Annotated in this window: 18 protein-coding genes; 14 read left to right on the forward strand and 4 right to left on the reverse strand. The window is 38.0% G+C overall.

The genetic code is table 11. The features are described from left to right. Window positions 1-101: 101 nt before the first annotated feature. From ilvD to BTR42_RS02110, 6 genes are all read left to right on the forward strand, one after another. Entirely contained in the window at window positions 102-1823 is a 1722-nt protein-coding gene (ilvD, locus tag BTR42_RS02085; protein ID WP_077496190.1) for a dihydroxy-acid dehydratase, read from the forward strand. A gap of 133 nt (window positions 1824-1956) precedes the next feature. Then, window positions 1957-3660 carry an acetolactate synthase large subunit gene (locus tag BTR42_RS02090; RefSeq protein WP_009853387.1) on the forward strand — a complete coding sequence of 568 codons (1704 nt, stop codon included), beginning with the start codon at window positions 1957-1959 and terminating at the stop codon, window positions 3658-3660. Beyond that, window positions 3653-4135, forward strand: a complete 483-nt coding sequence (gene ilvN, locus BTR42_RS02095) for an acetolactate synthase small subunit (protein ID WP_009853388.1) — start codon at window positions 3653-3655, stop codon at window positions 4133-4135. The genes BTR42_RS02090 and ilvN overlap by 8 nt, the downstream gene beginning before the upstream one ends. Window positions 4136-4204: 69 nt before the next feature. After that, window positions 4205-5227 (forward strand): ketol-acid reductoisomerase, encoded by a 1023-nt coding sequence (gene ilvC / locus BTR42_RS02100; RefSeq protein WP_012961418.1) that lies wholly within the window; start codon window positions 4205-4207, stop codon window positions 5225-5227. 132 nt (window positions 5228-5359) lie between these two features. Further along, complete coding sequence (gene ilvA, locus BTR42_RS02105) at window positions 5360-6610, forward strand: threonine ammonia-lyase IlvA (protein ID WP_077496192.1); 1251 nt, start codon at window positions 5360-5362, stop codon at window positions 6608-6610. Between the two features lie 214 nt (window positions 6611-6824). Then, the gene (locus BTR42_RS02110) at window positions 6825-7709 is read left to right on the forward strand and encodes an SPFH domain-containing protein (protein ID WP_061459100.1); all 885 of its coding nucleotides are present in this window, start codon (window positions 6825-6827) and stop codon (window positions 7707-7709) included. An 88-nt stretch (window positions 7710-7797) separates the two neighbouring features. Here BTR42_RS02110 and BTR42_RS12490 read toward each other — a convergent pair whose 3' ends face one another. From BTR42_RS12490 to BTR42_RS02125, 4 genes are all read right to left on the reverse strand, one after another. Further along, entirely contained in the window at window positions 7798-7917 is a 120-nt protein-coding gene (locus BTR42_RS12490; protein ID WP_009853392.1) for a putative metal homeostasis protein, read from the reverse strand. Window positions 7918-8012: 95 nt separating this feature from the next. Beyond that, complete coding sequence (locus tag BTR42_RS02115) at window positions 8013-8621, reverse strand: VanZ family protein (protein WP_061459101.1); 609 nt, start codon at window positions 8619-8621, stop codon at window positions 8013-8015. Window positions 8622-8796: 175 nt separating this feature from the next. Then, window positions 8797-9537, reverse strand: a complete 741-nt coding sequence (locus BTR42_RS02120) for an amino acid ABC transporter ATP-binding protein (RefSeq protein WP_077496193.1) — start codon at window positions 9535-9537, stop codon at window positions 8797-8799. Next, on the reverse strand, window positions 9537-11108 hold the full coding sequence (locus tag BTR42_RS02125; protein ID WP_009853395.1) for an ABC transporter permease subunit: 1572 nt from the start codon (window positions 11106-11108) through the stop codon (window positions 9537-9539). The genes BTR42_RS02120 and BTR42_RS02125 overlap by 1 nt, the downstream gene beginning before the upstream one ends. A gap of 132 nt (window positions 11109-11240) precedes the next feature. Between BTR42_RS02125 and BTR42_RS02130 the strand changes: the two genes are divergently transcribed. The 8 genes from BTR42_RS02130 to sufU all read left to right on the forward strand — a co-directional run bounded on the left by BTR42_RS02130 (window position 11241) and on the right by sufU (window position 19926). After that, window positions 11241-13136, forward strand: a complete 1896-nt coding sequence (locus tag BTR42_RS02130) for a DUF2207 domain-containing protein (protein ID WP_077496195.1) — start codon at window positions 11241-11243, stop codon at window positions 13134-13136. Between the two features lie 51 nt (window positions 13137-13187). Continuing rightward, on the forward strand, window positions 13188-14027 hold the full coding sequence (locus BTR42_RS02135) for an undecaprenyl-diphosphate phosphatase (RefSeq protein ID WP_003063292.1): 840 nt from the start codon (window positions 13188-13190) through the stop codon (window positions 14025-14027). A gap of 100 nt (window positions 14028-14127) precedes the next feature. After that, the gene (gene mecA / locus BTR42_RS02140; protein ID WP_009853397.1) at window positions 14128-14883 is read left to right on the forward strand and encodes an adaptor protein MecA; all 756 of its coding nucleotides are present in this window, start codon (window positions 14128-14130) and stop codon (window positions 14881-14883) included. A 1-nt stretch (window position 14884) separates the two neighbouring features. Beyond that, on the forward strand, window positions 14885-16048 hold the full coding sequence (locus BTR42_RS02145) for a glycosyltransferase family 4 protein (RefSeq protein ID WP_077496197.1): 1164 nt from the start codon (window positions 14885-14887) through the stop codon (window positions 16046-16048). A 113-nt stretch (window positions 16049-16161) separates the two neighbouring features. Then, window positions 16162-16932, forward strand: a complete 771-nt coding sequence (sufC, locus tag BTR42_RS02150; RefSeq protein WP_003063299.1) for a Fe-S cluster assembly ATPase SufC — start codon at window positions 16162-16164, stop codon at window positions 16930-16932. 73 nt (window positions 16933-17005) lie between these two features. Further along, entirely contained in the window at window positions 17006-18268 is a 1263-nt protein-coding gene (gene sufD / locus BTR42_RS02155; RefSeq protein ID WP_077496199.1) for a Fe-S cluster assembly protein SufD, read from the forward strand. A gap of 1 nt (window position 18269) precedes the next feature. Further along, entirely contained in the window at window positions 18270-19502 is a 1233-nt protein-coding gene (locus BTR42_RS02160) for a cysteine desulfurase (protein WP_077496201.1), read from the forward strand. Continuing rightward, window positions 19489-19926 carry a Fe-S cluster assembly sulfur transfer protein SufU gene (gene sufU, locus BTR42_RS02165; protein WP_077496203.1) on the forward strand — a complete coding sequence of 146 codons (438 nt, stop codon included), beginning with the start codon at window positions 19489-19491 and terminating at the stop codon, window positions 19924-19926. Before BTR42_RS02160 ends, sufU begins: the two co-directional genes overlap by 14 nt. Window positions 19927-19936 lie beyond the last annotated feature (10 nt).

Here is a 19936-nt window from a genome sequence, read left to right on the forward strand (position 1 = left end):
AGAAAAAATTTTCAACTAACAAAATTTTCTGAAAATTATCTTGACTTTATTTTATAAAGTGTTAACATGGAGTGTAAGATTTAATTGATAGGAGAAAACAGATGAGAAGTGACATGATTAAGGTAGGTGTGGATAAAGCACCAGCCCGTGGTCTTCTTTATGCAACCGGGCAAGTAAAATCTGCTAAAGACATGCAAAAACCATTTATCGCAATTTGTAATTCTTACATTGATATTGTTCCTGGACATGTTCATTTGCGTGAGTTGGCAGATGTCGCCAAGGAAGCTATTCGTGAAATGGGTGGTATTCCTTTTGAATTTAATACAATTGGTGTTGACGACGGGATTGCTATGGGGCATATTGGGATGCGTTATAGCCTTCCATCACGTGAAATTATTGCGGATGCTGCTGAGACAGTTATTAATGCGCATTGGTTTGACGGTGTTTTCTACATTCCAAACTGTGATAAAATTACGCCAGGGATGATTCTAGCTGCCCTTCGTACAAATGTTCCTGCAGTTTTCTGTTCAGGTGGACCAATGAAAGGTGGCGTTGATATGACTGGACATCAAGCGACTTTATCAAGCCTTTTTGAAGCGGTCGGAACATATCAAGCTGGCGATATGTCAAAAACAGAATTAGATTATCTAGAACAAAATGCTTGCCCAACTTGTGGTTCTTGTGCGGGAATGTTCACAGCTAATTCGATGAACTCTCTTATGGAAGTGCTTGGTCTTGCTCTTCCTGGAAATGGTACGGTTCTTGCTGTTTCTGACCAGCGTCGTGAATTGGTACGCCAAGCAGCAAAACATTTGATGGACAATGTCAAAAATAATTTGCGTCCACGTGATATTATCACAAAAGAAGCTATTGATGATGCTTTTGCCCTTGATATGGCTATGGGTGGTTCAACCAATACGGTTCTTCATACCCTTGCGATTGCGCGTGAAGCAGGTATTGAGTACAATCTAAAAGATATTAATGAAATTGCTAAGAAAACGCCATACCTGTCTAAAATTGCACCATCAAGCGTTTATACCATGCACGATGTTCAAGAAGCTGGCGGTATTTCAGCGATTATCAATCAATTGATTAAAAAAGGAACAATTAAGGGTGACCGCATTACAGTTACAGGTAAAACATTGAAAGAAAATGTAGCTGGCGCAGAAATCAAAAATGAGGAAATCATTCACCCACTTGAAAGTCCAATTTCACCAGTAGGTGGTTTGTCAATTCTTTACGGAAACATTGCCCAAGATGGCGCTGTTATCAAGGTCGGTGGGGTTGATCCATCTGTTAAAACCTTCCGTGGTAAGGCTATCTGTTGTGATTCACAGGATGAAGCCCTTGAATTAATTGATAATGGAACGGTTAAAAAAGGTCACGTTGTCGTTATTCGTTACGAAGGACCTCAAGGTGGTCCAGGTATGCCAGAAATGCTTGCGCCAACCTCTAAAATCGTCGGACGTGGACTTGGTAAAGATGTAGCATTGATTACAGACGGTCGTTTCTCTGGGGCAACACGTGGTATTGCGATTGGTCACGTTTCACCAGAAGCGGCAGAAGGTGGTAATATCGCCCTTATCGAAGACGGTGATGAAATCTATATTGATTTGACTAATCGTACACTGGATTTGCTTGTTGATGATGCAACACTAGCAGAACGTCGTAAACACTTAAAACCATTCAAATCAAAAATTTCAAGCGGTTGGTTACGTCGTTACACGGCTTTCGCCTCATCTGCGAATTTTGGTGGTTCAATGATGACCCAAGAAGAATTTGAAGAACGTAAAGCTGAACGTGAAAGTCAGGATAAAGAATAAAGTTAAAAATAATTTGTGAAAGTGGACAAATATTTGCTCACTTTCACTTGCTTTATTTTTTTTAAATGTTATTATAGTAACAAGCTGTTGGAATTTTTAGATAATTCGGAATTTACATGCAAAGGAGGACTTTGTGAAACAGATTAGATTAAAAGAATCCAAAAACGGATCAGAATTGCTATTGGAGACCTTAGCTAGTCTGGGAATAGATACAATTTTTGGCTATCCTGGTGGAGCTGTTTTACCGCTTTATGACGCTATATATAATTTTGATGGTATTCGCCATATTTTGGCACGTCATGAGCAAGGAGCCCTCCACGAAGCAGAAGGATATGCTAAATCAACAGGAAAACTTGGGGTTGCCATTGTAACCAGTGGTCCAGGTGCAACTAACGCCATCACTGGTATTGCTGACGGGATGAGTGACAGTGTTCCAATGCTTGTCTTTACTGGACAGGTTGGAATGTCAGGTATTGGGAAAGATGCTTTTCAGGAAGCTGATATTATCGGTATCACAATGCCAATTACAAAATACAATTATCAAATTCGCGATGTTGCGGATGTGCCTCGCATTGTAACAGAAGCCGTTCATATCGCAACAACAGGGCGTACAGGTCCAGTTGTTATTGATTTGCCAAAAGACGTTTCAGAGACGAAAACAAGCTTTTATCATGACCCAACGGTTAATCTTCCTAGCTATCAGCCAACGGTTGAACCTAATGTGCTTCAAGTGAAGAAAATTTTAACTCAATTGAAAAAGGCTAAAAGACCGTTGATTATCGCTGGTGGTGGCGTTAACTATGCAGGGGCTTCGCAAGAATTAATTGCCTTTGCCGAACGTTATAATATTCCAGTTGTTTCTACGTTATTAAGCTTGGGAGCTATGCCAATTGATCATCCCTTATCTTTGGGTATGGGAGGAATGCATGGTTCATACGCGTCTAATATGGCGTTAACGCAGTGTGATTTTATGATTAATTTTGGTTGCCGTTTTGCGGACCGCTTAACAGGAAATCCAAAGACATTTGCGAAAAAAGCAGTTGTAGCTCACGTTGATATTGACCCTGCAGAAATTGGGAAAGTTGTAAAAACACAGATTCCTATCGTAGGTGATGCCAAACGTGCTTTGGAAATTCTCCTTGAAGCAGATGAAGTTAAGACACGTCACGATGATTGGACAGAATCAGTTCTTGCTAATAAAGCAAAAGCACCATTTAGCTATGATTTCGATGAAACGATTATCAAACCACAGCATGCTATTGCAGCAATTGGTAAGATAACAAATGGGGATGCTATCGTTGTTACCGACGTTGGTCAACATCAAATGTGGGCAGCACAATTCTACCCATATAAAAATGCACGTCAACTCATTACATCTGGTGGACTGGGAACAATGGGATTTGGAATTCCTGCTGCTATTGGTGCTAAACTAGCCAATCCTGATAAAGAAGTTATCGTCTTTGTTGGTGATGGTGGTTTCCAAATGACTAACCAAGAGTTGGCATTGCTAAATGGTTACGGTGTTCCAATTAAGGTAGTCTTGATTAATAATCATTCACTTGGTATGGTTCGTCAGTGGCAAGAATCATTCTATGATGAACACCGTAGCGAATCAACATTTGATGATGAACCAAATTTCCAATTAATGGCAGAAGCTTACGGCATTGCTCATTATAAGTTTACAAATCCTAACACTTTGGAAGAAGATTTGAAAGTTATTACTGAGAATAAGCCAATGTTAGTTGAGGTTGCGATTTCTAATCGTGAACACGTTTATCCGATGGTTCCAACTGGTAAATCAAATAGTGAGATGTTGGGGGTGAAGTTTAATGCGTAGAATGTTGACAGCTAAGCTTCAAAATTCAACAGGTGTTCTTAACCGTTTTACAGGTGTTCTTTCACGACGTCAGGTTAATATTGAGTCTATTTCAGTCGGGCATACTATGGAACCAAACATTTCCCGAATTACAATTATCATTGATGTTGAGAGTTTGGAAGAAGTTGAACAGATTATTAAACAGTTAAATCGTTTAATTGATGTTCTGCGTGTCCGTGATATTACGGATATTCCTCACTTAGAACGTGAAGTCATTTTGGTTAAGTTAACGGCGCCAACAAGCAAACGTGCTGAAATTCTGGCTGTTATTCAGCCATTCCGTGCCAGTGTTGTTGATGTTGCTCCAAAATCAATTACGATTCAGGTAACAGGTGATGCGGATAAAATTGAAGCACTTCTTCGTGTAGTAAAACCGTATGGTATTCAAAATCTTGCTCGCACAGGTGCGACAGGATTCTCAAGAGATTTTTCTTGATAAACATTAATTTAGTTAACTCTGATGCCTTGGGCATTTAAAATAAAAAATAGAAAAGAGATATTTATTATGGCAGTAACAATGGAATACGAAAAAGATGTAAAAGTAGCAGCTCTTGATGGTAAAAAAATTGCTATTATTGGTTATGGCTCACAAGGTCATGCCCATGCACAAAACTTGCGTGATTCAGGTCATGATGTTATCATTGGTGTTCGCCATGGTAAATCATTTGATAAAGCAAAAGAAGATGGTTTTGATACTTATGAAGTAGCAGAAGCAACTAAACTTGCAGATGTTATCATGATTTTGGCACCAGATGAAATTCAAGCGGACCTTTATGCCAAAGAAATTGCTCCTAACCTTGAAGCTGGTAATGCTCTTGGATTTGCCCATGGTTTCAATATCCGCTTTGAATACATTAAAGCTCCAGAAACTGTAGATGTCTTTATGTGTGCTCCTAAAGGACCTGGTCACCTTGTACGCCGTACTTACACTGAAGGATTTGGTGTACCAGCACTTTACGCTGTTTACCAAGATGCTACTGGTAATGCTAAAGATATTGCTATGGACTGGGCTAAAGGTGTTGGTGCTGCGCGTGTTGGACTTCTTGAAACAACATTTAAAGAAGAAACTGAAGAAGATCTTTTCGGTGAACAAGCAGTTCTTTGTGGTGGTTTAACTGCCCTTATCGAAGCTGGTTTTGAAGTTCTTACAGAAGCTGGTTATGCTCCTGAATTGGCATACTTTGAAGTTCTTCATGAAATGAAACTTATCGTTGATCTTATTTACGAAGGTGGTTTCAAGAAAATGCGTCAATCAATTTCAAATACAGCTGAATTTGGTGACTATGTATCAGGACCACGTGTTATCACTAAAGATGTTAAAGAAAATATGAAAGCCGTTCTTGCTGATATCCAATCTGGTAAATTTGCAGAAGACTTTGTTAATGACTATAAAGCAGGTCGTCCAAAACTTGAAGCTTACCGTAAAGAAGCTGCAGACCTTGAAATCGAAAAAGTGGGTAGCGAACTTCGTAAAGCGATGCCATTTGTTGGACAAAACGATGACGACGCATTCAAAATTTATAACTAATTTTTGAAGAAACCTACTGATAAAATGCCGATGTTTGTCATCGGTTTTTTATCTATTGGTTGTTTAAATGGTTTTAAGTTTTCTATGCGTGCATAGAAAAATCGAAATTTTTGAATATAAGAAGGTTGGTTTATGATTTTAGCTAAGGATGTTGTCAATGCCTATGACGTTTTAAAGGGTGTTGTTGAGCGTACACCGCTTGATTTTGACCGCTATTTGTCAGAAAAATATGGTGCAACAGTTTATTTAAAACGTGAAAATATGCAAAAAGTGCGTTCGTTTAAAATTCGTGGGGCATATTATGCTATCCATGAGTTGTCTGATGAGGAGAAAAAACGTGGTGTGGTTTGTGCTTCTGCTGGAAACCATGCACAAGGTGTTGCTTTTACTTGTCACGAGATGAAAATTCCTGCAACAATTTTTATGCCTGTTACGACGCCGCAACAGAAAATTGGACAAGTTAAATTTTTTGGTGGACCTTACGTCACTATTAAGCTTGTTGGTGATACTTTTGATGCTTCCGCACAAGCTGCACAAGAATTCACTAAGTCGGAAGGGATGACCTTTATTGATCCGTTTGATGACGAAGATGTTCAAGCTGGTCAAGGAACGGTCGCTTATGAAATCTATGAGCAAGCCCAAGAAGAAGGTGTTGTTTTTGATCAAATTTATGTTCCAGTTGGTGGAGGAGGTTTGATTTCAGGAGTAGCCACTTACATTAAAGATGTGGCACCTGAAATTGAAGTCGTTGGTGTGGAAGCTTCGGGTGCTCGTAGTATGCGTGCTGCCTTTGATAAAGGGCATCCTGTCAAATTAGAAGAAATCGATAAATTTGCAGACGGTATTGCCGTGCAAAAAGTCGGAGATAAAACATTTGAAACAGCTCGCAAGTATGTTGATAATTTGGTCGGTGTGGACGAAGGTTTGATTTCTGAAACATTGATTGATATGTACTCTAAACAAGGGATTATCGCAGAACCTGCTGGAGCAGCGTCAATTGCAGCACTTGAAGTGATGAAAGATGACATCAAAGGAAAAACAATTGTTTGCATCATTTCTGGCGGGAACAATGACATTAATCGTATGCAGGAAATGGAAGAGCGTGCGCTTATTTACGACGGTGTCAAACACTACTTTGTGGTCAATTTCCCACAACGTCCAGGTGCGTTACGTGAATTTGTAAATAATATTCTTGGACCAAATGATGATATTACGCGTTTTGAGTACATCAAACGTGCCAATAAAGGAAGAGGACCAGTTCTGATTGGTATTACTTTAGGTGATAAAAATGATTACAATGCTTTGATTGATCGTTTGTCAGCATTTGATCCTTCTTACATCAATTTACATGGGAACGAAAGTCTTTATAATTTGCTCGTTTGATAACGACGAAGCCTAGTTATGGTTTACACCCTGACTAGGTTTTTTTATGTCTTTTTGCTTGACTTTTTAGAGAAATGAAATATAATTGTATTAATTAATGGGTACAAGAGGGGATCATATGAATACAGTGTGGTTTATTATTTTTTGTTCTTTTATTACTATCGGATGTGCGATTTTTAGTAGTAAAAAGAAATAATTTTAAAGGAGATTTATCATGATTTTAATTGTTTTAGCTATTTTTCTTATCGTTGTTTTGAGTGTTGTTGCTAGCACGCTGTATGTGGTACGTCAACAAACTGTTGTTATTATCGAACGTTTTGGGAAATACCAAACAACATCTGGTAGTGGTATGCATGTGCGTCTGCCGTTTGGGATTGATAAAATTGCTGCGCGTATTCAGTTGCGTCTTTTGCAATCTGAGATCGTTGTGGAAACGAAAACCAAGGATAATGTTTTTGTGACTTTGAATGTTGCTACACAATACCGTGTTAATGAACAGAATGTTACCGACGCTTATTACAAACTCATGCGTCCAGAAGCTCAAATTAAGTCATACATCGAAGATGCCCTACGTTCATCAGTACCAAAATTGACTTTGGATGAATTATTTGAGAAAAAAGATGAAATTGCGCTTGAAGTACAGCATCAAGTGGCTGAAGAAATGTCAACTTATGGTTATCTTATCGTTAAAACATTGATTACTAAAGTTGAACCAGATGCTGAAGTTAAACAGTCAATGAATGAAATCAATGCGGCACAACGTAAACGTGTGGCAGCTCAAGAATTGGCTAATGCTGATAAGATTAAAATTGTCACAGCTGCCGAAGCTGAAGCAGAAAAAGATCGTTTGCATGGTGTTGGTATTGCACAACAACGTAAAGCTATCGTGGATGGTCTTGCTGAATCAATCCAAGAATTGAAAGATGCTAATGTTGGAATGACAGAAGAACAAATCATGTCTATCCTTTTGACCAACCAATACCTTGATACGCTAAATACTTTTGCGGCTAAAGGCAATCAAACACTTTTCTTGCCAAATCACCCAGAGGGAATCGAAGATGTTCGTACCCAAATTTTGTCATCATTGAAGGCAAAATAATAACCAAAAAAAGACCTATTGCAGGCGGAAGGAAGCCTTGCAATAGGTCTTTTAATCTGGCAATGTTAGGGATTAATAATGTAAGGAATTAATTTGCTTTTCTGAAGCGTTTATAATCATGAATGATTTTCAACGCACGTTTTCGTGTTTTTATATTGGGACTTTTTAATCTACGATAAGCAGATGCTAAATCAACTTTTTCAGCCATACCAACCTCCTTGTGATAGATTTATTAACGTTAACAGAAAATAGTATAACACAAATTACTTAACCAGTAAAGTAATTTGTGTTATACTAAATTTTTTAAGAGAATTTGATTATTTTTTGTGTGATATGTTGACTTAACCATTTTCTTAAAGCGGTTTGATGTAGCATAGTGCCAATACCAATGCTCAAGAGGTTAAGGGTGACATCTCCTAAATCAAAAATACCAAGGTGGAAAACGTATTGGGCTGTTTCAATCGTCAGTAAACCAAAGAAAGCTAGGATAAAATTTTCTTTGGAAGGTCGGAAAAGAAAGCCCAACGGTATAAACATCACAAGGTTCATAATAGGAACAAAGCGGCTACCACTTGTAAAGTCAGAAATAAACGATAATGGATTAAAAGAATAGCCTTGGATACCGATATTTTTCAGCAAAATCACGTAAATCAAAATCATAAAATAAATGAAGTAAGAGACAGCGACTGTCAAACTTGTAATCTTCTTAGTATAAACTAAGTGCATTAGAATGAACGTGAAATAAGTTAAAATCAGTGTAATAATAGTATTTAAGGCAAGGGTAAATGAGACACCATAAGAGGAAATGTAATGGGTATAAGTCATCAGATAGTGTTCATAAAACCAACTTGAAAAAGCAAAAGATACAAGAGTTAATGCGATATTGATGATACTTCTTTTTAAAGTTGCCATTTTGCTTTCCTCCTTCTAGTGATTAATAGTCGGGTTAATTTTTATTATCGTTAGTATAAGCTAGGAAACTTATAATTACATTAAAAAGATTTTTTGGAAAAATGTTAGCAATTTTATGCTATTTAGAAACTAAAAAAAGCTGGGACGTTGTTGTCTCCAGCTTTGTATTTAAACTTTATTTTAAGAAACGTTGTAAGAAAACTTTTGTACGTTCTTGTTGTGGATGTTCAAAGATTTGTTCAGGTGTTCCCTCTTCGGCGATAACGCCTTTATCCATGAAAATCACACGGTCAGAAACTTCTTTGGCGAATTCCATTTCGTGAGTAACGATAATCATTGTTAAACCAGATTTGGCAAGGTCTTGCATTGTTTTTAAAACTTCTCCGACCATTTCTGGGTCAAGGGCTGAAGTTGGTTCGTCAAAGAGCATTGCTTCAGGGTTGACAGAGAGGGCGCGTGCGATAGCCACACGTTGTTTTTGACCACCAGAGAGTTGTTTTGGTTTTGCTTTCCAGTATTGCTCTGTTATACCGACTTTTGTAAGATTTTCTTTGGCGATTTTTTCAGCTTCGTCACGTGAACGTTTGAGAACAGTTGTTTGGGCAACGATGGCATTTTCTAAAACATTAAGATTTTCAAAAAGGTTAAATGATTGGAAAACCATGCCTAATTTTTCACGATATTCTGTCAAATTATAATCTTTTTCAAGAACATTTTGACCGTGAAAGAGGATCTCACCAGCTGTTGGTTCTTCTAAAAGGTTGATAGAACGAAGAAATGTCGATTTTCCTGAACCTGATGAACCGATAATCGAAATAACTTCACCTTTAGTTACTGAAAGTGAAATATCTTTGAGGACTTCATTTTGTCCGTAAGATTTTTTTAAATGTTTAATATCAATGATAGCTTGTGTCATTATTTCACCTCTTTCGTTTGGTTTTGGTTAGCACCAGTTGTGTAAGTGTCCGCATCGAAACGACGTTCAATAAATCGTAGGATACGTGTCACAGTAAAGGTGAGGACAAAGTAAATAATCGCGATAATAGTAAATGTTTGGAAATATTGATAAGTTTGTGTCGCAACGGTGTTACCTGAGAAGTAAAGTTCGACAACGGAAATAACGTTCAATACAGAAGTATCTTTGATATTGATGACAAATTCGTTACCTGTTGCTGGCAAAATATTGCGGACAACTTGTGGAAGAACGATTTTGCGCATGGTTTGTCCGTGGGTAAATCCGAGTGCTGTTGCGGCTTCGAATTGACCTTTATCAACGGCGAAGATACCACCGCGGACGATTTCACTCATGTAAGCACCAGTATTGATTGAAACGATAAGGACAGCGGCTAAGGTACGGTCAATTGAGATTCCAAAAGCTTGAGCAGTACCATAGTAAATAACCATCGCTTGTACAATCATTGGCGTACCACGAAAGACTTCAATATAGACATTGAGTACCCAACCGAAAGCTTTTTGAAGTCCAGCTAATACTTTATTGGCAGCTTTTGGAGCGGTACGATAAACACCGATGAGAAGTCCGATAAAGAGACCGACAACTGTACCAATAATTGAGATGAAGAGTGTCACTCCAGCACCACGTAAGAATTGATTCCAGTTATTTTTGAAAATTGTCCACATGTCAGTGAAGAAGTTGCTGTTTTCATCTTCTTCAGAATTATCAGATGGTTGTTCTTCAATCATTTTATCCATGAGTTCCAAACGTTCATCTTCTGAAATACCAGCTAAAACAGCGTTGACTTTAGCGAGCATTTCTGTGTCGTCTTTGCGAAGACCAACGGCAATAGCTGTATCAGATTCTGATGTTGAAAAACCTTGACCTTCTTCAAAGGAAATCATCTTGAAGTCGCTATTAGCGTTTTCGGCTGAGATGGCATCTGGACGTTCAGAAACATAACCATCAATGATACCAGATTCAAGGGCTTGACGCATTTGGTTGAAGTCACCCATGGCAGTTTCTTTAGTTGCACCGCTAATTTGGTCAATGAGGTTATAAAGGTAAACACCTTGTTGAGATGTTAATTTTGCACCTGAAAAGTCAGCTAGAGATGTTGCATTGGCATAATCGCCTTTTTTAGAAACAACGATTACGGGATAACTTGTGTAGTAACTATCTGAAAAGGCAATTTCTTTTTTGCGTTCATCAGTTGGGCTCATTCCGGCAGCAATCATATCGATTTTCCCAGAAGTAAGTGCAGGAATTAACCCTGTCCAAGTTGTTTTGACAACGAGAAGTTCCTTGCCTAAACTGTCTGCAATTTTCTTAGCAATTTGGACATCATATCCGTTAGCATATTGATTAGTTCCTTCAATAGGAACAGCTCCGTTAGAATCATCATCTTGTGTCCAGTTAAAGGGAGCGTAGGCAGCTTCCATACCGACACGAAGGTATTCGTCAGCGTGTATGCTAGTCATTCCTCCAAAGAGAAGAAGAACAGCTGCAAAACAACTTAAAAGTAACTTTTTCATTTAAGACTCCTGTCTATTCTTATACCCTACCATTTTACAAGAAATAGATTTTGATTTCAATATAATCATCCTAAAAATAGAATATTTATACAATGAAATATGGTAAAATAAGGGAGAGGAAAGGAGTAGGAGATGATGAAAAAATTAACATTATTTTTGTTTGCTATTGTTACATTTTTGGGATTGTCCGTTCAGGTTAATGCTGATGTTGACTACAGTATTAGCCATTATGACGGTGTCTTAGAAATACATGACGATAATTCAGCTGATTTTATTCAGACGATTACGTATCAGTTTGATTCGTCTTATAATGGGCAAATTGTAACATTGGGAGAAGCTGGTAATATGCCAGATGGTTTTTCGGTAAATAGTCAACCTGAAGTTTCGGCAGAAGTTAATGGAACTAGCAGAGAAGTTGACACTAGAATTTCTAATCTTGGTGATGGTTATGAAGTGAAAATTTATAATGCTGGTTCAAGCGGTGATACTGTTGTGGTCACTGTGCACTGGCAATTATCGCAATTGTTGTTTCCGTATTCAGATGTTGTCGAATTAAACTGGGTACCAATCAGTGATTGGGATGAAACCTTGCATAATGTGAATTTTACAGTAACCACGGATAAGTCCACTTCTAATCGCCAATTGTGGGCACATACAGGTTATCTGAATTCAACAACAGTTACCAAAACGTCGAATGGCTATCAGATTTCAGCTAAAAATGTTAGTGGCAAATTGGAGTTACACGCTTATTGGGACCATTCAATTTTTGAAAATGTTAGTTTACTGTCTAAGAATCGAAAGTCAGCTATTATCAAACAAGAAGCTAAAATTGCTCGTAGAAGTCAAGTTTTACAGGTATTGTTATTTTATGTCTTGCCAGCAGTTGTTATTGTATTGATAGTGGGTGCTTTAGTGGTATTTTTCAGAGCATTCAGACTGGCTAGACGATACGAACATTTTGATAGAAAAATACGTTCTTACGAAGCACCAGAAGATTGGTCGCCACTTTTAGTATTGAAATACATTTATGATGTAGATCTGCAACATTTGGATACTAAAGGCAGTTCAATTCCACAAAAATTTAATTTTGAGACAGCTATGCAAGCAACCTTGCTTGATTTGATTGACCGTAAGGTTATTAGCGTTGATGATAAGGAGTTGTTCTGTCATCTTGATATGCCGATGATGGATTATGAAGCCGAAGTGATTGATATGGCATTTGGTGGAAAAGAGAAAATAATTATTGATGATCTCTTTGCTGATTACCATTTTGATGATACTTTGCTGAAGAAGTATAAAAAACAATATAAAGGTAAAACACTAGAAAGCAAGCTTAATAAGATAGGAAATGATTTTAATCGCCGATACAATGCTAAATTGAATAGCATTAATAAGTTAGTGGAAAAAGAGGTGACGAGTCAAAACTTACCAGCTATTCGTCAAGAATTATCTGAAGGAACTAAGAGTACCATTTCGTTGGCACGTCGCTTCCTACTGGTAGCAATGCTCGTAGTAACTTTAAGCGGCGTTTATTCATTTATGCAGGAGCATTGGATTTTTCTCATATACGGTACTTTACTAGCAATTGTGATTTTCATGCTGCTTTACATTAACCGAAAAATGCATTATTCTACCGAACATGGAATCATAACAGCTGAAGGTCAACAACGTGTGCAAGCATGGGTTAGCTTTACCAATATGATGCGTGACATTGATAAATTTGATAAAGTTGATATTCAAGGTGTCGTTGTTTGGAATCGTATCTTGGTTTATGCTACTTTATTTGGTTATGCTAAGCGAGTGCAAAAATACCTTGATTTTAATGATATCAAGCTTGCAAATGAATCGGTTATTTTAACCAATCAAGAACTAGGTTATATGATTGGTATGCATACTCATCAGCTAGGTTTAGCTAGTCACAATGCGAACATGGCTGCTCATTTTTCCGTTTCCTCTGGTAGCTCTGGCTCAGGTGGCGGGGGAGGATTCTCTGGCGGCGGAGGCGGAGGTGGAGGCGGAGCGTTTTAAAAACGCTTCAAATCTGCTATAATTGAAGAGATATAAATTTAAGGAGAACTTATGTTATTTTTCGAACTACTAAAGGCTATCTTTTTAGGGATAGTTGAGGGAATTACAGAGTGGTTGCCTGTTTCAAGTACAGGACACTTGATTTTGGTTCAAGAGTTTATCAGTTTGAACCAAAGCAAAGCGTTTTTGGATATGTTCAATATTGTTATCCAATTGGGAGCAATCTTGGCTGTTATCGTAATTTACTTTAAACGTTTGAACCCATTTCAACCTGGTAAAACAGCGCGTGAGGTCCAATTAACATGGCAATTATGGTTAAAAGTTGTTATTGCTTGTATTCCATCAATTTTGATTGCGTTGCCGCTTGATGATTGGTTTGAAGCACATTTTAATTACATGGTTCCAATCGCCATTGCTTTGATTGTTTATGGGATTGCTTTTATCTGGATTGAAAAACGCAATGCTAATGTTGAACCGCAGGTTACTGAACTTGCTCGTATGCCTTATTTAACCGCTTTTTGGATTGGTTGCTTCCAAGTTCTTAGTATTATTCCAGGGACAAGTCGTTCAGGTGCTACAATTCTAGGGGCAATTATTGTGGGAACAAGTCGTTCAGTTGCTGCTGACTTTACTTTCTTCCTCGCTATCCCAACAATGTTTGGTTATAGTGGTTTGAAGGCGGTTAAGTTCTTCTTAGATGGAAATGTTCTTAGTTTCAGTCAATTTTTAATTTTAATGGTTGCTAGTGTAACAGCATTCCTTGTCAGCCTTTACGTTATCCGCTTCTTGACTGACTATGTTAAAAAACATGATTTCACTATTTTTGGTAAATATCGTATCGTTTTAGGTTCGATTCTTATTGTTTATAGTATCTTGAAAGCTATCTTTTAATAACTAAGCAGCCTCTCAAGGGCTGCTTTTATAGCGTAAAAATTGAAAAAGTCCGACTTTTCTTGTATAATAAAATGACTACTCGTGCGAGGTAATTAGTATGGAAATGAAACAGATTAGCGAGACAACGCTAAAAATAACGATTAGTATGGAAGATTTAGAAGAACGTGGCATGGAGTTGAAAGACTTTTTGATTCCACAAGAAAAGACAGAAGAGTTCTTCTACTCAGTAATGGACGAATTAGATTTACCAGATAATTTCAAAGATAGTGGAATGCTTAGCTTTCGTGTGACACCAAGAAAAGACCGTATTGATGTCTTTGTTACAAAATCTGAGATCAATAAAGAAATTAATTTTGAAGATTTAGCTGCATTCGACGACGTGTCAAACATGTCACCTGAGGAATTTTTCAAAACATTGGAACAAACAATGCTTTCTAAAGGTGATACTGAGGCGCATGAAAAATTAGGAAAAATCGAAGAAATGATGGAAGGTGCTGTTGAGGAAGTTCTCACAGAACAAGCTCAAGCAGAGCCAACAGAAGAGGATATTAATCCATCTGATTATGTTCATTATGTCCTTGATTTTCCAACACTTGAAGCTGTCGTAGCTTTTGCTAAAGCAATTGATTTTCCAGTTGAAGCATCAGAACTCTACAAAGATGGCGGTCTTTACCACATGACCATTTTACTTGATTTGCAAAATCATCCGTCTTACTATGCGAATTTGATGTATGCTCGTTTGTTGGAATATGCTAGCGCAGGTACAAAAACGCGTGCTTATTTGCAAGAGCACGGTGTTGAAATGTTAGCAGATGACGCTGTTGCAAAATTAAAAATGATTGAGTTGGTATAATATGGCACCCTTTACAATTGAATATGTTCTTGTTTTAATCGGCGCTTTCTTACTGTCATTATTTTTGACACCGATTGTTCGTTTTATTGCATTTCGTGTTGGAGCTGTTGATAATCCAAATGCTAGACGTGTCAACGAAGTACCTATGCCAAGTAGTGGTGGATTAGCGATTTTTATCTCTTTCTTAATTTCAGCCTTAATTCTAATGCCAAGGGTTTTGAAAGAGCCGATATGGACAACATCTTATTTTGATTATATTTTGCCAGTTGTTATTGGTGGATTAATTATCACAACGACTGGTTTTATTGATGATATTTACGAATTGAAACCTAAGACAAAAATGGCAGGCATTATTCTTGGAGCTGTTGTTGTCTGGGCATTTACAGATTTCCGCTTTGATAGTTTTAAAATACCATTTGGCGGTCCCTTGCTCGAATTTAATTCAGTGATTACTTTCTTTTTAACCGTCTTTTGGATTATTTCGATTACCAATGCAATGAATTTGATTGACGGTTTAGATGGTTTGGTTAGCGGTGTATCAATCATTAGCCTTGTTACAATGGCTTTGGTTTCGTATTTCTTTTTACCGCAAACTGATTTTTACCTAACGTTGACAATCTTACTCTTGATTGCTTGTATTGCAGGTTTCTTCCCTTATAATTACAACCCTGCGATTATTTATCTGGGAGATACAGGTGCCCTGTTTATAGGGTTTATGATTGGTGTTTTATCATTGCAAGGGTTGAAAAATTCAACAGCTGTTGCTGTGGTAACGCCTGTTATCATCCTTGGTGTGCCAATACTAGATACTACTGTGGCGATTATTCGCCGTAAATTGTCAGGGCGTCCAGCGACGGAAGCAGACAAGATGCACTTGCATCACCGCCTTTTGGCAATGGGGTTCACGCATCGTGGAGCGGTTTTAGTGGTTTATGGTATTGCCATTCTCTTTTCACTTATCGCCTTGTTGCTAAATGTTTCTAGTCGCCTCGGTGGTGTGCTTCTAATGGTTGGTGTTGCCTTTGCTTTAGAAGTCTTTATTGAAGGGCTAGAAATTTGGGGAGTAGGGCGTACACCACTCTTTGATATGCTTAAATTTATCGGAAATAGCGATTATCGCCAAGCAACCATGCTAAAATGGAAAAATCGCAAAAATAATAAGTGATTGAAAAGCCTATTATGGCTTTTTTTTGATATAATGATTAGTAACCCTATAGAACTGCGGTAATTTTCAGAAAAAAGTTACTGTCGTATTTGATTAATTGGAGGAATGTACACATGTCTGTACTTGAAATAAAAGATCTTCATGTTTCTATTGAAGATAAAGAAATTTTAAAAGGTGTCAATCTAACCCTTAAGACTGGTGAGATTGCTGCGATTATGGGACCTAATGGTACTGGTAAATCAACTTTATCAGCAGCTATTATGGGAAATCCAAATTATGAGGTTACTCAAGGGGAAATTTTGCTTGACGGTGAAAATATCCTTGAACTGGAAGTTGACGAACGTGCACGTCTCGGGCTTTTTCTTGCTATGCAATACCCATCTGAAATCCCAGGAATCACCAATGCTGAATTTATCCGTGCAGCTATGAATGCTGGAAAAGAAGATGACGATAAAATTTCAGTTATGGATTTCATTACAAAACTTGATGAAAAAATGGAATTTCTTGGCATGAAAGAAGAAATGGCAGAACGTTACCTTAACGAAGGTTTCTCAGGTGGTGAGAAAAAACGTAATGAAATTCTTCAACTGCTAATGCTCGAACCTAAATTTGCACTTCTTGACGAAATTGATTCAGGACTTGATATCGATGCTCTTAAAATTGTTTCAAAAGGTGTTAACGCTATGCGTGGCGATAATTTTGGAGCTATGATTATCACTCACTATCAACGACTTCTCAACTATATTACACCAGATGTGGTGCATATTATGATGGATGGACGTGTTGTTCTTTCAGGTGATGCTGAACTTGCTGCCCGTCTTGAAAAAGAAGGTTATGCAAAAATTGCAGAAGAACTTGGACTAAAATACGAAGAAGAAGTGTAATTGATGATGTCAAAGTCTGCTTTTGGCAGACGATACTCGTATGATGACTATGAAAAGGAGTAAACATCAAATTATGACGAAAGAATCTATCCTAAATTTTTCACAAACAAAGGCAGAACCTTTATGGCTACAAGAACGTCGTTTGACTGCCTTTGATAATATAGATAAATTGCCATTACCTGAAATCAACCGTGTTAAATTTCACCGCTGGAACTTAGGTGATGGGACGATTTCAGAGGACCAAGCACTTGCTAATGTCCCTGATTTCACAGCACTTGGAGACAATCCAAAACTTGTTCAAGTCGGTACACAAACCGTTTTAGAACAATTACCAACTGATTTGATTAATAAAGGTGTTATTTTCACCGATTTCTATACAGCTTTGGAAGAAATTCCTGATATTATTGAAAAGTATTTTGGAGCAGCGCGTGATTTTAAGGAAGATAAGTTAGCTGCTTATCATACCGCTTATTTTAATAGCGCAGCTGTTCTTTACGTTCCTGATAATGTTGAGATTGAAGAGCCAATCGAAGGCTTATTTTATCAAGATAAAGCTAGTGATGTGCCGTTTAACAAGCATATTTTAATCATTGCAGGACGCAATAGTCGCATTAATTATTTGGAACGCTTTGAAACAATTGGTGAGGGTGATGTTCAAGCAACAGCGAATATCAGCGTTGAGGTTATTGCGCTTGATGATAGCCAAGTGAAATTTTCAGCGATTGACCGTCTGGGTGAGAATGTCACAACATACATTAGTCGTCGTGCTCGCCACGGTAAAGATGCTAGTGTCGATTGGGCACTCGGTGTCATGAATGAAGGCAATGTTATCGCTGATTTCGATTCAGATTTGTATGGAAATGGTAGCCATGCCAATCTTAAAGTTGTTGCAGCATCATCAGGACGTCAAGTTCAAGGCGTGGATACACGTGTGACAAACTACGGCTGCAATTCAATTGGTCACATTTTACAACATGGTGTTATTTTAGAACGTGGGACACTGACATTTAACGGTATTGGACATATTATCAAGGGAGCAAAAGGAGCAGATGCGCAACAAGAAAGCCGTGTTTTAATGCTTTCTGATAAAGCACGTTCTGACGCCAATCCAATTTTGTTAATTGATGAAAATGATGTAACGGCAGGTCATGCGGCTTCAATTGGACAAGTTGACCCAGAAGATATGTATTATTTGATGAGTCGTGGACTTGATAAGGATACAGCAGAGCGCTTGGTTATTCGTGGTTTCTTGGGCGCTGTTATTACGGAAATTCCTGTAAAAGAAGTCCGTGATGAAATGATTGCGGTATTAGACCGTAAATTGGAGAATCGTTAGAATGTCAGCATTAGATGCGCATAACATTTATCAAGACTTTCCTATTCTTGACCAAATTGTCAATGATGAACCATTAGTTTACCTTGACAATGCGGCAACAACACAGAAACCACAACAAGTTCTTGATACACTTAACGATTATTACCATAAGACAAATGCCAATGTTCACCGTGGTGTTCATACTTTGGCTGAACGTGCAACGGCTGCTTACGAAGCTAGTCGCGAAAAGGCACGCCAATTTATTAATGCCAAGTCAACAAAAGAAATTCTTTTCACACGAGGCACTACAACTGGACTAAACTGGGTAGCACGTTTTGCAGAAGAAGTGCTCCAAAAAGACGATGAAGTTCTCATTTCAATCATGGAACACCATTCTAATGTCATTCCATGGCAAGAAGCTTGCCGTAAAACGGGAGCAAAATTAGTCTACGCTTACCTCAAAGACGGACAACTTGACATGGCAGACTTGCAAAGCAAATTGTCACCCAAAACAAAATTTGTTAGTGTTGCCCACGTTTCAAATGTCCTTGGTTCAATTCAACCTGTCAAAAAAATAGCAGAGCTAGCTCACCAAGTTGGGGCATATATGGTTGTTGACGGTGCGCAATCAGCACCTCACATGAGCATTGATGTTCAAAATTTGGACTGCGATTTCTTTGCTTTTTCGGGACATAAAATGCTAGGACCAACGGGTATTGGTGTCCTTTATGGTAAAGAAGAATTGTTTAATCAAATGTCACCAGTCGAATTTGGTGGCGAAATGATTGATTTTGTCTATGAACAAGAGGCAACATGGAAAGAATTACCATGGAAGTTTGAAGCAGGAACACCCAATATTGCGGGGGCTATTACTTTGGGAGCAGCTATTGATTACTTAACCGATATTGGTATGGACGCCGTATATGCTCACGAACAAGAATTAGTAAATTACGTCCTTCCGAAATTGCAAGCTATTGATGGTTTGACGGTTTACGGACCACAAGACCCAAGTCAACACATGGGAGTAATTGCCTTTAACTTAGATGGCTTACACCCACATGATGTGGCAACGGCACTAGATTATGAAGGTGTCGCTGTGCGTGCAGGACACCATTGTGCACAACCATTGATTACTTATCTTGGTATTCATTCAGCGGTGCGTGCAAGTTTTTATATCTATAATACGAAAGAAGATTGTGATAAACTGGTAGAAGCAATTCTTAAAACAAAGGAGTTTTTCAATGGCACTTTCTAGATTAGATAGTCTTTATATGGCGGTAGTTTCTGACCACTCCAAAAGTCCACATCACCATGGAAAATTAGAAGATGTTGACCAAGTCAATCTTAACAATCCAACTTGTGGCGATGTGATTTCTTTATCAGTGAAGTTTGACGGTGATCGTATTTCGGATATCGCCTTTGCAGGTGATGGTTGTACCATTTCGACAGCTTCATCAAGCATGATGACAGATGCCGTTATCGGTAAAACAAAAGGAGAAGCACTTGAACTGGCTGAGATTTTTTCTAAAATGGTTCAAGGTGAAAAAGATGACGCTCAAAAAAGACTAGGCGAAGCTAGTTTTTTAGCAGGGGTTTCAAAATTTCCACAGCGAATCAAGTGTTCAACACTTGCTTGGAATGCTCTGAAAAAAGCTATTGAAAACGATAGTAAGGATTAGAAAGGTAACT

This window comes from Streptococcus gallolyticus subsp. gallolyticus DSM 16831 (assembly GCF_002000985.1).
GTDB classification, from domain to species: domain Bacteria; phylum Bacillota; class Bacilli; order Lactobacillales; family Streptococcaceae; genus Streptococcus; species Streptococcus gallolyticus.

Excerpts from the sequence above, each read along its gene's own strand:
- ilvD (WP_077496190.1), top strand. The coding sequence starts at position 102 with ATGAGAAGTGACATGATTAAGGTAGGTGTGGATAAAGCACCAGCCCGT.
- ilvN (WP_009853388.1), top strand. The coding sequence starts at position 3,653 with ATGCGTAGAATGTTGACAGCTAAGCTTCAAAATTCAACAGGTGTTCTT.
- ilvC (WP_012961418.1), top strand. The coding sequence starts at position 4,205 with ATGGCAGTAACAATGGAATACGAAAAAGATGTAAAAGTAGCAGCTCTT.
- ilvA (WP_077496192.1), top strand. The coding sequence starts at position 5,360 with ATGATTTTAGCTAAGGATGTTGTCAATGCCTATGACGTTTTAAAGGGT.
- BTR42_RS02110 (WP_061459100.1), top strand. The coding sequence starts at position 6,825 with ATGATTTTAATTGTTTTAGCTATTTTTCTTATCGTTGTTTTGAGTGTT.
- BTR42_RS12490 (WP_009853392.1), bottom strand. The coding sequence starts at position 7,917 with ATGGCTGAAAAAGTTGATTTAGCATCTGCTTATCGTAGATTAAAAAGT.
- BTR42_RS02115 (WP_061459101.1), bottom strand. The coding sequence starts at position 8,621 with ATGGCAACTTTAAAAAGAAGTATCATCAATATCGCATTAACTCTTGTA.
- BTR42_RS02120 (WP_077496193.1), bottom strand. The coding sequence starts at position 9,537 with ATGACACAAGCTATCATTGATATTAAACATTTAAAAAAATCTTACGGA.
- BTR42_RS02125 (WP_009853395.1), bottom strand. The coding sequence starts at position 11,108 with ATGAAAAAGTTACTTTTAAGTTGTTTTGCAGCTGTTCTTCTTCTCTTT.
- BTR42_RS02130 (WP_077496195.1), top strand. The coding sequence starts at position 11,241 with ATGATGAAAAAATTAACATTATTTTTGTTTGCTATTGTTACATTTTTG.
- BTR42_RS02135 (WP_003063292.1), top strand. The coding sequence starts at position 13,188 with ATGTTATTTTTCGAACTACTAAAGGCTATCTTTTTAGGGATAGTTGAG.
- mecA (WP_009853397.1), top strand. The coding sequence starts at position 14,128 with ATGGAAATGAAACAGATTAGCGAGACAACGCTAAAAATAACGATTAGT.
- BTR42_RS02145 (WP_077496197.1), top strand. The coding sequence starts at position 14,885 with ATGGCACCCTTTACAATTGAATATGTTCTTGTTTTAATCGGCGCTTTC.
- sufC (WP_003063299.1), top strand. The coding sequence starts at position 16,162 with ATGTCTGTACTTGAAATAAAAGATCTTCATGTTTCTATTGAAGATAAA.
- sufD (WP_077496199.1), top strand. The coding sequence starts at position 17,006 with ATGACGAAAGAATCTATCCTAAATTTTTCACAAACAAAGGCAGAACCT.
- BTR42_RS02160 (WP_077496201.1), top strand. The coding sequence starts at position 18,270 with ATGTCAGCATTAGATGCGCATAACATTTATCAAGACTTTCCTATTCTT.
- sufU (WP_077496203.1), top strand. The coding sequence starts at position 19,489 with ATGGCACTTTCTAGATTAGATAGTCTTTATATGGCGGTAGTTTCTGAC.